The sequence below is a fragment of the Saccharothrix coeruleofusca genome (genome assembly GCF_014648515.1).
In the GTDB taxonomy this organism is placed as follows: Bacteria; Actinomycetota; Actinomycetes; order Mycobacteriales; family Pseudonocardiaceae; genus Actinosynnema; species Actinosynnema coeruleofuscum.
This window is the reverse complement of sequence record NZ_BMRG01000002.1, coordinates 272,072-284,949: the sequence shown is the minus strand read 5'-3', so window position 1 is coordinate 284,949 and position 12,878 is coordinate 272,072. Positions and strand designations below refer to the sequence as shown.

General features: G+C 72.9%; 14 protein-coding genes and 1 tRNA gene. 10 read left to right on the top strand and 5 right to left on the bottom strand.

The window, feature by feature from the left end; translation table 11 throughout:
- Positions 1–89: 89 nt before the first annotated feature.
- A complete protein-coding gene (locus IEZ00_RS05960; RefSeq protein ID WP_189222041.1) occupies positions 90–398 on the bottom strand; it encodes a hypothetical protein in 309 nt (102 codons plus the stop codon).
- Between the two features lie 224 nt (positions 399–622).
- On the opposite strand from IEZ00_RS05960, the gene IEZ00_RS05955 reads away from it, so the two are divergent.
- A complete protein-coding gene (locus IEZ00_RS05955) occupies positions 623–1,798 on the top strand; it encodes an HNH endonuclease signature motif containing protein (RefSeq protein ID WP_189222040.1) in 1,176 nt (391 codons plus the stop codon).
- Positions 1,799–1,800: 2 nt separating this feature from the next.
- Here IEZ00_RS05955 and IEZ00_RS05950 read toward each other — a convergent pair whose 3' ends face one another.
- The gene (locus tag IEZ00_RS05950; protein WP_189222039.1) at positions 1,801–2,679 is read right to left on the bottom strand and encodes a serine hydrolase; all 879 of its coding nucleotides are present in this window, start codon (positions 2,677–2,679) and stop codon (positions 1,801–1,803) included.
- A gap of 16 nt (positions 2,680–2,695) precedes the next feature.
- Complete coding sequence (locus IEZ00_RS05945; RefSeq protein WP_189222038.1) at positions 2,696–3,427, bottom strand: Type 1 glutamine amidotransferase-like domain-containing protein; 732 nt, start codon at positions 3,425–3,427, stop codon at positions 2,696–2,698.
- Between the two features lie 52 nt (positions 3,428–3,479).
- Here IEZ00_RS05945 and IEZ00_RS05940 point away from each other — a divergent pair, with 52 nt between their 5' ends.
- From IEZ00_RS05940 to IEZ00_RS05925, 4 genes are all read left to right on the top strand, one after another.
- The gene (locus IEZ00_RS05940; protein WP_189222037.1) at positions 3,480–4,127 is read left to right on the top strand and encodes a YdcF family protein; all 648 of its coding nucleotides are present in this window, start codon (positions 3,480–3,482) and stop codon (positions 4,125–4,127) included.
- A 10-nt stretch (positions 4,128–4,137) separates the two neighbouring features.
- Positions 4,138–5,388, top strand: coding sequence for a deoxyguanosinetriphosphate triphosphohydrolase (locus IEZ00_RS05935; RefSeq protein ID WP_189222036.1), 1,251 nt, complete (start codon positions 4,138–4,140; stop codon positions 5,386–5,388).
- A 56-nt stretch (positions 5,389–5,444) separates the two neighbouring features.
- Entirely contained in the window at positions 5,445–6,515 is a 1,071-nt protein-coding gene (locus IEZ00_RS05930) for a serpin family protein (RefSeq protein ID WP_189222035.1), read from the top strand.
- A gap of 77 nt (positions 6,516–6,592) precedes the next feature.
- Positions 6,593–7,159, top strand: coding sequence for a carboxymuconolactone decarboxylase family protein (locus IEZ00_RS05925; RefSeq protein WP_189222034.1), 567 nt, complete (start codon positions 6,593–6,595; stop codon positions 7,157–7,159).
- 30 nt (positions 7,160–7,189) lie between these two features.
- Here the strand turns inward: IEZ00_RS05925 and IEZ00_RS05920 are convergent, their stop codons facing one another.
- Positions 7,190–8,098 carry a sigma-70 family RNA polymerase sigma factor gene (locus IEZ00_RS05920; protein ID WP_229795273.1) on the bottom strand — a complete coding sequence of 303 codons (909 nt, stop codon included), beginning with the start codon at positions 8,096–8,098 and terminating at the stop codon, positions 7,190–7,192.
- A gap of 25 nt (positions 8,099–8,123) precedes the next feature.
- Here IEZ00_RS05920 and dnaG point away from each other — a divergent pair, with 25 nt between their 5' ends.
- Genes dnaG through IEZ00_RS05905 form a run of 3 tightly spaced genes read left to right on the top strand, consistent with a single transcriptional unit; the run spans position 8,124 to position 11,288 of the window.
- Complete coding sequence (gene dnaG, locus IEZ00_RS05915) at positions 8,124–10,016, top strand: DNA primase (RefSeq protein WP_189222032.1); 1,893 nt, start codon at positions 8,124–8,126, stop codon at positions 10,014–10,016.
- On the top strand, positions 10,016–10,540 hold the full coding sequence (locus IEZ00_RS05910) for a hypothetical protein (RefSeq protein WP_189222031.1): 525 nt from the start codon (positions 10,016–10,018) through the stop codon (positions 10,538–10,540). Before dnaG ends, IEZ00_RS05910 begins: the two co-directional genes overlap by 1 nt.
- Before the next feature lie 4 nt (positions 10,541–10,544).
- Positions 10,545–11,288: a trans-aconitate 2-methyltransferase gene (locus IEZ00_RS05905; RefSeq protein ID WP_189222030.1), complete on the top strand. Its 744-nt coding sequence runs from the start codon at positions 10,545–10,547 to the stop codon at positions 11,286–11,288.
- Between the two features lie 5 nt (positions 11,289–11,293).
- Here IEZ00_RS05905 and IEZ00_RS05900 read toward each other — a convergent pair whose 3' ends face one another.
- The gene (locus tag IEZ00_RS05900) at positions 11,294–11,542 is read right to left on the bottom strand and encodes a hypothetical protein (RefSeq protein ID WP_189222029.1); all 249 of its coding nucleotides are present in this window, start codon (positions 11,540–11,542) and stop codon (positions 11,294–11,296) included.
- Positions 11,543–11,679: 137 nt separating this feature from the next.
- Here IEZ00_RS05900 and IEZ00_RS05895 point away from each other — a divergent pair.
- Positions 11,680–11,751: transfer RNA gene (locus IEZ00_RS05895), tRNA-Asn, on the top strand.
- Between the two features lie 209 nt (positions 11,752–11,960).
- A complete protein-coding gene (locus tag IEZ00_RS05890; protein WP_189222028.1) occupies positions 11,961–12,809 on the top strand; it encodes an oxygenase MpaB family protein in 849 nt (282 codons plus the stop codon).
- The last annotated feature ends 69 nt before the right edge of the window (positions 12,810–12,878 follow it).

Here is a 12,878-nt window from a genome sequence, read left to right as displayed (position 1 = left end):
TCGCGCAGCGCTTTCCCAGGTAGTGAGGTGGTTGCCCGCCGAACCCCTGGCGGATCCGTTTCCGCTGTCCGCGAGCCGGGGCAACCGGCTCACAGCACCGCGCGCACGATCGCGGCGCTGCCGAAGAGCAGCACCAGGGCGACGAACAGCCAACCGGCTCGCGCCCCCAGCAGACCCGCGCCGGGGTCGGCCGTGGCGCGGGCTCGCGCGTTGAGCGCTTCGGCGCGCAGCACGCAGGCGAGCGCGCCCGTCCACAGCGCGAACGCGACCAGGAACACCCGGTGGGCCACAGCCCCGGCGATCAGGAAGCCGATGAGGAACGGGGCGAACACCGCGATCCACGACCACCGGAACAGCAACCCCCAGCGGTAGGTCCCGCGCGGCGGCTGGTTCCCCATCCGGGTTCTCCTCCCCGAAAGCGTGCTTGCTCCTGTTGATGATCCGCTGCTTCGCGTCACGGCTCCAACACCACCGCCGTGTCCGACAGCCTGGTGAGACTGGTGGAGGTCTTGATCAAGCGGTCAAGGGGACCGGCCAAGCTTGAGCTGCTCGTCCGGAGCCGCGATGGGCGTACCTGATCGTGTAATAGCCTGATCGAACGCCTGTTCGATAGCGTGGGTTTATGGATCTCTCGCCCGCCCTGTTGACCGACGATGGCCTGTTCGCCGCCGTCGCGGAGGTCGAGGCGTGGGCGCGCGAGGTGCACGTGAAGCGTTTGCGCCTGCTCGCCGAGGTGGTCCAGCGGGGTCTGGACGTGCGCTCCTACCAGCAGGCCACTCGGGCCAACCCGGCCGAGGTGAAGAGGTGGCTGACCCAGGCGCGGCTGTTCCTGCCGGGACGAGGGCCGACCGGGCAGCCCGTGGAGGCGGCGGACCCGGTGGTCGCGGCGGCGGTGGAGGAGTTGAGCGACGGCCACCTGACCGAGTTGGCCCGTGCCGTCGGGCTGCGGCTGCCGGAGGGATCGCAGGAGATCCTGGTGACCGCGGCTCGCTCGGTGGAACCGAAGGCGGTGCGGCGGTTGGCCGACCGCATCCACGACCAGGTCGTCCAGGACGGCAAGGACGAAGTCGACGAGGACGCGGCCGACCAGGGCGATGTGCTGCGGCTGCGGGATCTGCCCGGCGGGCGGCTCGAGTTCTGGGGCGAGCTGTCGGCGCGGAGCGGGGCGCGGTTCAAGGCCGCGCTGGAGCCGCTGTCCCAACCGCGTCCCGAGGGACCGCGTGATCGGGCGCAGCGCCAGGGGGAGGGCTTCGGCGACCTCCTGGCCCTCGTGCTGACCTCCGGTGCGCTGCCGGTCGAGGCGGGGGAACGCCCGCACGTCAGCGTCACCCTCGACTACGACACCCTGCGGCGCGGGGTGGGCCACGCGCTGCTCGACGGCGGCGCGCACCTGAGCGCGGCACAGGCCCGACACCTGGCCTGCGACGCCAAGATCATCCCGGTGGTGCTCGGCGGTGCGTCCGAAGTCCTCGACCTGGGTCGCACCCGGCGCACCGTCAGCGTGGCCCAGCGCAGGGCGCTGCACGCCCGCGACCGGGGGTGCGCCTTCCCCGGCTGCCCGCGACCCGCGAAGTGGTGCGACGCCCACCACGTGGTCCACTGGGCCGACGGCGGCCCCACCGACCTGGACAACCTCCTGCTGCTGTGCCGTCTGCACCACAGCCTGGTGCACCACTCGCGGTGGCGCATCACCATCACCGGAGGTGTCCCGGTGTTCATCCCGCCCCGCCACATCGACCCCGCCCAACAGCCCCGGCAGAACCTGCTGCACCGACAACCCACCCGGCACGCGGCCTGATCTCACGGGTCGGTGAGAGCGTCGACCACGGTCCTGGCGATGGCGGTGACGTTGTCGCGGGCCGTGGCGGTCGCCACGCCGGTCTGCACCGACAGCAGCGCCACGGCGTACCGGTCGCCGACCACGCCCGCGCTGTGCAGGTACAGGTCGGCGGGTAGGTAGTACATCCAGCCCTGCTTGGTGTAGCCGCCCAGCCCCAGCAGCCCGAACCCCTGGTCGAACCCGTCCGCCGCGGTGGTCGGGGCGGACGACAGCGCGGAGACGATGAAGTCCCGCGCCTCACCCGGCAACTCCCGCAGGACGTACTGGTAGAGCCGCACCACGTCGACCGCGGACATCTCGACCTCGCCCCACTGCGACGGGTCGGCCGGGGCGGTGGTGTTCCGCAGCCCCGCCCGCTCGGCGACGCGGGTGATGGCCCCGATGCCGTCGTGCAGGACCCACAGGGCGTTCATGGCGTTGTCGTCGCTCACGCTCAGCGCCCGCTGCAGGTAGTGGCGGTCCTGGTCGGAAGCACCCGCCCCGAGCACGTCCACCGCGACGACGAGCTTGCTCAGCGACGCGGAGCGGAAGGGCGTGTCACCGTTGTGGCCTGCCAGCGCGCCGGTTGCCAGGTCGAGCACGGCCAAGCCGAGGTCCACGCCGGTGGCCGCCGCCGCGCGGTCGACCGCCTCGGCGATCTCGGCTTCCGACGGTCCGGGCGGTTCGGAGCCGGGCGGTTCGGAGCCGGGCGGTTCGGAGCTGCGCGGCACCGCGGCGTGCGGGGTTGCCTCGGGGCTGGGCTCGGGAGCGCCGTCGCTCGGTGGGCAGCCCAGCACCAGCGCCACTGCCAGCGCGCTCACCGTCGTGAGCGCCGCCACCAGCCACCAGAGCCTTCCCACACCTCAACGGTGCTGCTCACAACCGCCTGATGTCGAGCGAATCCTCCTGTGCGGTACCTGAAGATTCGTCCCGCCGCACCACGTACGCGCCGCCGCTGCCGCGCTCGGACACCGCTTCCACCAGCTCCGTGCCCCGGTACAGCAGGCCCGCGCCGTCGTCGGTGCAGTAGGTCAGCGGGAGCGTGCCCGCCGCGACCGCCTCGTGCACCGCGGGCCTGCGCGCGGCCTCGGTGTCGTAGTGCACGCCGTTGCCGTAGGGCAGCAGCGCCAAGCCGTTGTCCACCACGCGCAGCTCGGGGCCGAACGAGTCCGTGGTGCCGCCGACGTGCCAGCAGATGGATCCGGCCGAGACGCCGCCGAGCACCACGCCCGCCTCCCACGCCCGGCGCATCACCGCGCCCAGGCCGTGCACCTGCCACACCGCCAGCAGGTTGGCCACCGAGCCGCCGCCGACCCACACCACGTCGTGCTCCAGCACGAACCCCGGCACGTCGTCGGTGGGCGGCATCGTGAACAGGTTCAGGTGCGACACCTCCCACCCGGCCAGCTGACCGGCCTCGGTGATGTGGGCGTTGAAGTGGCGCTGGTCGCCGTTGGCGGTGCCCACGTGCAGCAGGCGGGGCTTGCGGCCTTGCACCCCCGCCAGGTCCACGGCGAAGCGGACCAGGCCGCCGAACTCCAGCATCGTCCGGTGCCCGGCGCGGAAACCGCCGGAGGTGGCCAGGATCGTCGGTTGCTCTGCAGGCATGTCGTGATCCTCGCAGCGTGGTCGGAGCGGCGGTTGTGGAAACATTCACCTTGTGCGACCCACCACTTTCCTGTCCAGGCTCCGCCGTGTCGTCCAGCGCGTCGTGCTCGGCGGGATCGCGGTAGCGGTGCTCGTGGTCGGCGGCACGGCGTTCCGCGTGTGGCAGGTGGCGCGGGAGGACGACCGGACGCACGCGGACATGGCTATCGTCCTCGGCGCCGCCCAGTACAACGGCGTGCCCTCCGACGTGCTGGCCGCGCGGCTGGAGCACGCGCGGCGGCTGTTCGCCCAAGGGGTGGTCGGCTACATCGCCACCACCGGGGGCCGCCAACCCGGCGACAACTACACCGAGGGCCAGGCTGGCCGGATCTGGCTGGAGGAGCGCGGCGTGCCCGCCGACCGGATCATCGAGGTCGGCGAGGGTTCCGACACGCTGGGCAGCATCCGCGCGGTGGCGGCCAAGGCGCGCGAGAAGTCCCTGGAGACCGCGGTGATCGTCAGCGACCCCTGGCACTCCCTGCGCGCCCGCACCATGGCCGAGGACGAGGGCCTGGACGCGTGGACCTCGCCGACCCGCAGCGGTCCCAACGTGCAGACCCGCGCCACGCAGCTGTTCTACATCCGCCGTGAGACCGGCGGCCTGCTGTACTACCACCTGATGAAGGCGCCGGCGGGCGCGTTCGACGGCATCGTGCTCTAGCGTTGGCCCGATGAGCACGGGCTACACCGAGCACGACCGCGCGCGGCTGCTGCCCGAACGGCCCAAGACCGCCGTGCTGCCGGGCGCCCGGCCCGAGCGGCGCGGCGCGTTCTCCCGCGACCGGGCCCGCGTGCTGCACTCCGCCGCCCTGCGCAGGCTGGCGGGCAAGACCCAGGTGGTCGGGCCGGGGGAGGGCGCCGAGGTCACCGGCGTGCCGCGCACCCGGCTGACGCACTCGCTGGAGGTGGCCCAGATCGGCCGCGGCATCGGCGAGGAGCTGGGCTGCGACCCGGACCTGGTGGACACCGCCGGGCTGGCGCACGACATCGGCCACCCGCCGTTCGGGCACAACGGGGAGCGGGCGCTCAACGCGCTGGCCCAGCCGTGCGGCGGGTTCGAGGGCAACGCCCAGACCCTGCGCATCCTGACCCGCCTGGAACCCAAGACCGACCGCGGGCTCAACCTCACCCGCGCCTGCCTGGACGCGGCCATGAAGTACCCGTGGCCGCGCCGCCCCGGACTGGTGAAGTTCGGCGTCTACGAGGACGACCTGGACGTGTTCGGCTGGGTCCGCGAGGGCGCCCCGCAGCGCAGGCGGTGCCTGGAGGCGCAGGTCATGGACTGGGCCGACGACGTGGCCTACTCCGTGCACGACGTGGAGGACGGGGTGCTGGCGCACCGGATCAGGTTGGCCGCCCTCGGCGACCCCGCCGAGCGGGCGGCCATCGCGGAGCTGGCCGCCAAGCACTTCTCCCCGGAGCCGGTGTCGGCGCTGGAGTCGGTGGCCGACGAGCTGCTGCGGCTGCCGGTGATCGCGCCGCTGGCCGAGTACGACGGGTCGCTGGGCGCGCAGGTGGCGTTGAAGCGGCTGACCAGCGAACTGGTGGGCCGCTTCGCCTCGGCGGCGGTCGGCGCGACCCGCGCCGCGCACGGCGACGGCCCGCTGACCCGCTACGCCGCCGACCTGGTGGTGCCGCCGCGGGGCGCCGCGGAGGTGGCGCTGCTCAAGGCGGTCGCGGTGCGGTACGTGATGAGCGACCCGGCCCGGCTGGCCATGCAGCAGCGGCAGCGGGAGCTGGTGGCCGAGCTCGTGCACGCCCTGCTGGACCGCGCCCCCGACGCGCTGGACCCCGCGTTCGCGCCCGCGTGGCACGCCGCGGCCGACGACGCCGCCCGGCTGCGCGTGGTGGTGGACCAGGTCGCCCTGCTCACCGACGCCCAAGCGGTGGCCTGGCACGAGGCGCACGCCCGGCCCGCGTGATCGGTGGCACACTCGGGACGCGGGTGGCACGACCCGACAGCGGTGAAGGAGTCCCTGTGCCCGACCGAGCGCCTGACCGAGCGCACCTGACGTTCGCACTGACCCTGCACGACGCCCTCGCGCCCGACCGCGGGGTGAACGCGTGCTGGTCGCCGTACTCGGTGGCCAGCGCGCTCGGCATGACCGCGCAAGCCGCGCGGGGCGCCACCGGGGAGGAGATCGTCGCCCTGCTCGGCGAGGACAACGCCGAGGTGCTGCGCTCGGCCGCGATCGCCGACGAGGAGGCCGAGTTCGCCGTCGCCAACACGCTGTGGGTGTGGGACGAGCTGCCGCTCGACCCCGACTTCACCGCCGAGCTGGCCCGCTGGCCCGGCGCGAAGGTGCGCTCCGCGCCGTTCGCCACCGACCCCGAGGCGGCGCGCAAGGCGATCAACGCCGACGTCGCCGAGACCACCCGCGAGCTGATCCCCGAACTGCTCAAGTCCGGCTCGGTGCACGAGGACACGGTGGCCGGCCTGGTCAACGCCCTGTATCTGAAGGTGGCCTGGACCGAGGAGTTCCCGGAGGGCGACACCGAGCCGCGGCCCTTCCACGCCCCCGGCGGCACCGTCGAGGTGCCGACCATGCGCAAGGAGGCGACCCTGCGCTACGCCGCCCGAGCGGGCTGGCAGGCGGTCGCGGTGCCCGCGCGCGGCGGTGTCGAGGCGGTGGTGCTGCTGCCCGACGGCGAGCTGGGCGACACGGCGGGCGTGCCGGAGGTGCTGGCGGCGCTGGACTTCGAGCGCGTCGAGCTGCACTGGCCGAAGCTGTCCCTGACCTCCTCGGCGCTGCTGGCCGACCCGCTGCGGCGGCTCGGCGTGCGGACGGTGTTCACCGCCGAGGCCGACCTGACCGGGCTGAGCCCCGACCCGAGGCTGACCGTCGACGAGGTCGTCCACGAGTCCGTGCTGCGCGTCGACGAGCAGGGCTTCGAAGGAGCCGCCGCGACCGCCGTGATGATCCGCGCGGTGTCGCTGATCATGCACCCGGACCCGCGCGTGGTCCGCGTCGACCGGCCGCACCTGGTGCTGATCCGGCACGCGGGCAGCGGTGCGATCTTCTTCCTCGCCCAGGTCGCCCAGCCCTGACCCGGTCCTGGTCCCGGTCTGTCACACCCCGGCCCGCCCTCTCGTCCCCACGACGAGGACGAGAGGAGCGAGGACCCATGGCGAGGATTCCGCTGGTGTCGACCAAGGACGCCAACCCGCTGCTGAAGCTGGTCTACCGGTTCGCCAAGCGCCGCTACGGCGCGGTGCCGGAGCCGTTCGCGGTCGCCGCGCACCACCCCAGGCTGCTGATGGCCAGCGGCCGCCACGAGCTGGCGGTGCAGCGCGCGGCCACCGCGCTGCCGGTGTCGCTGCGCGAGCTGGTGGTCTACGCGGCGGCGGTGAAGCTGGGCTGCTCGTGGTGCGTGGACTTCGGCACGATGCTGCAGAAGCACGAGGGCCTGGACGTCGACCGGCTCAAGGAGATCGGCTCCTACCGGGAGTCGGACAAGTACACCGAGCTGGAGAAGCTGGCGCTGGCCTACACCGACGCGATGACCGAGACCCCCACGGCGGTCACCGACGAGCAGGTCGCCGAACTGGTGGACCGCCTGGGGCACGCGGGGGTGGTCGAGCTGACCTACCTGATCGCGCTGGAGAACATGCGCGGCCGGTTCAACTCCGCCTTCGGCATCGTCGACCAGGGCTTCACCTCAGGGGAGGCCTGCCGGGTGCCGATGCCGTGACGCGGTGCGGCGGGTGGCCGCGCCGCGCGGTCACCCGCCGAAGTCCACGTGACCGAGCTTGTCCGGGTTGACCACGTCGAACATCGCCGCGATCCGGCCGTCCCGCACCACGAACGCGCTGACCCGCGCCGACAGCGGCCCCCGCTGCGGGTACAGCAGCCCGAGATCGCCGTTGACCAGCGCGGGCGTGCTGTCGGCCAGCAGCTCGCCGTACTTGCGCCGCAGGCCGAGCAGGAAGCGGGCCACGCGGTCCGCGCCCTCGATCCGGTTGACCGCCGTGCGCGCCTTGCCGCCACCGTCGCCGACCAGCACCACGTCCGGGTGCAGCAGGCCGAGCACCGTCCGCACGTCGCCCGCCGCCAGCGCCGCCGTGAACCGGGCCAGCACCTCGCGCTGCTCCTCCAGCGCCACCCTCGGCGGGGGCGCCGCGTCGGCCACCGCGCGCCTGCCGCGCGAGGCGTGCTGACGCGCCGCGGCGGGCGTCACGCCCAGCGTGGCGGCGATCTCGTCGAAGGGCAGCCCGAAGGCGTCGTGCAGCACGAACGCCACCCGCTGCTCGGGGGTGAGCCGGTCGAGCACCACCAGCGCGGCCATCCGCACCCCGTCGTCGCGCACCACCGCGTCCAACGGGTCGTCCTCGCCCGTGGTGACCAGCGGCTCGGGCAGCCACTGCCCGACGTAGCGCTCCCGGCGCACCGCGGCCGAGCGCAGCCGGTCCAGGCAGATCCGCCCCACCACGGTGGTCAGCCACGCCCGCACGTCCCGGATGGCCTCCCGCGACTGGTCGGACAGCCCCGACAGCCGCAGCCACGCCTCCTGCACCGCGTCCTCGGCGTCGGCGACGCTGCCGGTGAGCCGGTAGGCCACCCCCACCAGGTGGGCGCGGTGACCGGTGAAGGTCTCGGCGAGGCTCTCCTCGGCGGTGGTCACGGCGCCCAGTCTGCCGGCACTAGACTCGGCGGACGTGGCAGGACGCATCCGGGAGAGCGACATCGCACTGGTGCGCGACCGGAGCCGCATCGACGAGGTGGTGGGCGACCACGTGTCGCTGCGCCGGGCGGGCGGCGGCGCGCTCAAGGGCCTGTGCCCGTTCCACGACGAGAAGTCGCCGTCGTTCAACGTCCGCCCCACCCACGGCACCTTCCACTGCTTCGGTTGCGGCGAGGGTGGCGACGTCATCGCGTTCGTGATGAAGATCGAGCACCTCGGCTTCGTCGAGGCGGTCGAGCGGCTGGCCGACCGGGCGGGCGTCCAGCTGACCTACGAGGGCGGCGGCGCGACGATCCAGCGCGACCGGGGCACCCGCAGCAGGCTCATCGAGGCGCACCGGGCCGCCGCCGAGTTCTACGCCGAGCAGCTGGCCACGCCCGAGGCGATGCCCGCGCGCGAGTTCCTCGCCCAGCGCGGCTTCGACGAGGCCGCGGCCAGGCAGTTCGGCTGCGGCTTCGCCCCCGGCGGCTGGGACCGGCTGACCAAGCACCTGCTGGGGCGCGGGTTCGAGCTGGCCGAGCTGATCAAGGCGCAGCTGACCAAGGAGGGCCGCCAGGGCCCCATCGACCGGTTCCACCGCAGGCTGCTGTGGCCGATCAAGGACCTGGGCGGCGACGTGGTGGGCTTCGGCGCGCGGCGGATCTTCGACGACGACCCGATCCAGGCCAAGTACCTCAACACCAGCGAGAGCCCGATCTACAAGAAGTCCCAGGTGCTGTTCGGGCTGGACCTGGCCAAGCGGGAGATCGCCAAGCGGCGGCAGGCCGTGGTGGTCGAGGGCTACACCGACGTGATGGCCATGCACCTGGCGGGCGTGCCCACCGCGGTGGCCTCCTGCGGCACCGCCTTCGGCGCCGACCACATGAACGTGCTGCGCAGGCTGCTGATCGACGACTCGCTCAACGGCGAGGTGATCTTCACCTTCGACGGCGACGCGGCGGGCCAGAAGGCCGCGCTCAAGGCATTCGAGGGCGAGCAGCAGTTCTCCGCCCAGACCTACGTGGCGGTGGCACCCGACGGCATGGACCCGTGCGAGCTGCGGCAGGTCAAGGGCGACGTGGCCGTGCGCGACCTGGTGGCGCGGCGCACCCCGCTGTTCGAGTTCGCCATCAAGGCCCAGCTGCGCGACTACGACCTGGACTCGGTGGACGGCCGGGTCGAGGCGCTGAAGAAGATGGTGCCGTTCGTGGCGCAGATCAAGGACCGCGCCAAGCGCGACGGCTACGCCACCAAGCTGGCCTGGTGGGTCGGCTGGGAGGACGAGGCGACCGTGGTGCGGCGGGTCAGGGAGACCGCGAACGGGCGGGCGCCCGCGCCCCGCGCCCGGCGCGCGGCCGTGGACCCCAACCAGGGCGCGCTGGCCGTGGACGTGGACGGTCCGCCGCGGCCGGACCCGCGCGACCCCCGGCTGTGGCACCAGCGGGAGGCGCTCAAGGCGGCGCTGCAGCTGCCGGAGATGGCCGGGCCGTACTACGACTCGCTGCCCGACGAGGCGTTCACCCATCCGACCTACCTGGCGCTGCACCGGGCGGTGCGGGACGCGGGCGGGGTCTCCTCCGGGCTGTCGGGACCCGCGCTGCTGGACGCGGTGGGCCAGGCGTGCGGGCCGCAGTCGGTGCGGTCGGTGCTGACCGAGCTGGCCGTGGAGCCGCTGCACGTCAAGGGCGACGAGTACCGGTACGTGCAGAGCGTGCTGGCGCGGCTGCAGCAGATCCTGGTCGCCGCGCAGATCACCGAGATCAAGTCCAAGCTGCGCAGGGTCTCGCCGATCGAGGAGCCGGACGAGTACCGCGCCCTGTTCGGCGACCTGATCGCGCTGGAGGACTACCACAAGGCGTTGGGCGAGCAGGCGAACGGAGCCCTGTGATGGGTGCGGTGGGAGACCTGCTGCGCAGGCTGTTCGGCTCGGGGGCCCCCGAGGGGTTCACCGGGGCGCTGGAGCCCGCGGAGCACGTGGTGGCCTCGGCCGCCACCCGCGACGGCTGGCTGGTGGCCACGTCGCTGGGCCTGTGGCTGCCCGGCGCGCGGCCCCGCAGGCTGGGCTGGCACCTGATCAGCAAGGCGACCTGGTCGGGCGGCGCGCTGAGCGTGGTCGAGGCGGTCGAGGACGGCGCCGTGGGTGAGGTCGTGGTGCTGCGCGACCTGCCGCCGCGGCGGTTCGCCCTGGAGGAGCCGGGCAAGCTGCCCGAGGCCGTGCACAAGCGGGTGACCGGGGCGATCCGGTCCCGGCACCGCCACGAGTCGCCGGGGGCGTGGTTCCTGCGCCGCCGGGTGCCCGGTCGCGACGGCCTGGTGGTCCAGGTGCGGCCGGACGAGGGCGAGGACGTGGAGCGCGTGAAAGAGATCACACCCGCGTTCGTGGCCTCGCTCCCGCCTCCGCCGGTGGACTGATGGCATGTGGGATCCAGGCAAGTACCTAGCGTTCGCCGACCACCGCTCCCGCCCGTTCCACGAACTGGTGGCACGGGTGCGGGCCGAGGCGCCCCGTCGCGTGGTCGACCTGGGCTGCGGCCCCGGCAACCTGACCACCACGCTGGCCGAGCGCTGGCCCGACGCGGAACTGGAAGCCCTGGACTCGTCGCCGGAGATGGTCGCCGCGGCGCGGGAACGCGGCCTGGCCGCGAGTGTGGGGGACATCACCGAATGGCGGCCCGCCCCGGACACCGACGTGGTGATCAGCAGCGCGGTGCTCCAGTGGCTGCCCGACCAGGACGCGCTGCTGCGCCGCTGGACGACCGAGCTGCCCTCCGGCGCGTGGCTGGCGCTGCAGGTACCGGGCAACTTCCAAGCCCCGTCCCACGAGCTGCTGCTGGAGGTGGTGCGACGGTCGTGGCCGGAGCTGGAGGACCTGCTGAGGTTCCACGTGTTCACCCCGGCCGGCTACGCCGAGGTGCTGGAGGGCTGCGAGGTCGACGCATGGGAGACCACGTACCTGCACGTCCTGCACGGTGAGAACGCGGTGCTGGAGTGGATCACCGGAACGGCCCTGCGGCCGATCCGCGCGGCTCTGGGCGACCAGGAGTGGGCGGCGTTCCGGGCCGAACTGGCCCCGCTGCTGGCGCGGGCGTACCCACGGCGGACGGACGGGAGCACGTGGTTCCCGTTCCGCCGCGTCTTCGCCGTGGCCCGCGTGTCCTAGGTGTCCTAGTTGGCGCGCGGGATGACCGGGTCCATCCGGTGCCCGTTGGCGTCGGAGGGGGCGGTGGTCGTCCGCGACCTCCGCCCGAACCCGGTCTTCTCACCGACCTTCGCCCGCACGATCCCGGCCGCGCCCTGGACCGCGGGGTGGTCGACCATCGCCCGGTACGCCCGGACGATCTGGTCGTACCGCTGCCGACCCGCGCGCGCCCCCAGCACGTAGCCGACGGCAGCGCCGAACATGATGCCCTTCATCAGCAGGTCCTCCTCTCATCGTGCCTGGTCACACCCCATCCTGCCGGAACAGGAGGGGGGTGTGCGCGAGCACCTCCGACGATGCGCTAGAGTTATGACCTGTCAGGCCGACCAGGTCAGGCGGAACAACTGAACAATCCCCCATAGCTCAACGGCAGAGCATTCGACTGTTAATCGAAGGGTTACTGGTTCGAATCCAGTTGGGGGAGCGCCTTGCCGGATCGGCCCCCGTCCACTGCGGACGGGGGCCGATCCGTGTCGGTCCTGCCCCACGCGAGACCCACGCTTTCGGCACGATTCACTCTTCCGTCGCGATCAGGATGGCCGCTGCCGTCCCGCCCGAAACCTGATCGCCCACACGGGTGGCACGCGCGTCACGGGGTGTGGCACTTGTCACGTTCTCCGTCACCCTCGGAGGATGGCCGACCGCTTCGCCAACGTGCGCCGCATCACAGCCCTCGACCCGGAGCGCGACGCGCAGGAAATCCTGCGCATCTCGACCGCGTACGAGTTCCCCTGGGACTACCTGCGGGCCCTGGAGTTCGCCCTGTTCCGCACCTACTGCGTGCCCTCCGTCTCCGCCCTGCTGGCGGCCACCGGCGAGTTCGAGCGGCGCCCCCAGAAGCGCTACGACGACACCGCGCTGCTCATGGCCGAACTGGTCGACCACGGCTACGACTCGGCGCGCGGCAAGGAAGCGCTGCGCGTGATCAACCGGCTGCACGGCCGGTACGACATCGCCGCCGCCGACATGCGGTACGTGCTGTCCACGTTCATCTACGACCCGATCGAGTGGATCTCCGCCTACGGCTGGCGCGACCTCACCGACCACGAACGCCAGGCGGCGTTCCACTTCTACCGGGCCGTGGGCGCGCGGATGGGCATCCGCGGCATCCCCGACTCCTACGAGGCGTTCCTGGCGTTCAAGCGCGACTACGAGGCCGAGCACTTCACCTACGCGGACTCCAACCGCCAGATCGGTCAGTACACCCTGGACCTGTTCTGCTCGTGGTACCCAGCGTGGACCCGCCCCGCCGTCTCACTGGCCGTGCGGAGCCTGCTGGAGCCCCCCATGCTGGCCGCCGTCGGTTTCACCCCACCGCCCCGCTGGATCGGCGCCCTGACCCGCCTGGGCCTGCGCATCCGCGCCCGCGTGGTCCGCCACCTGCCGCCGCGCGAAGTGCCACGGCTGACCAACGACCCCGGCAACCGCACCTACCCCGGCTATCCGGGCTCGCTGAGCCCGTCCGACCTCGGGGCTCCGTAACACGGGTTGGTCACGTGCTGCCGGGTTGCTGAGACGCCTGGGCGGTTGATCGGTACTCTCCAGAACCGC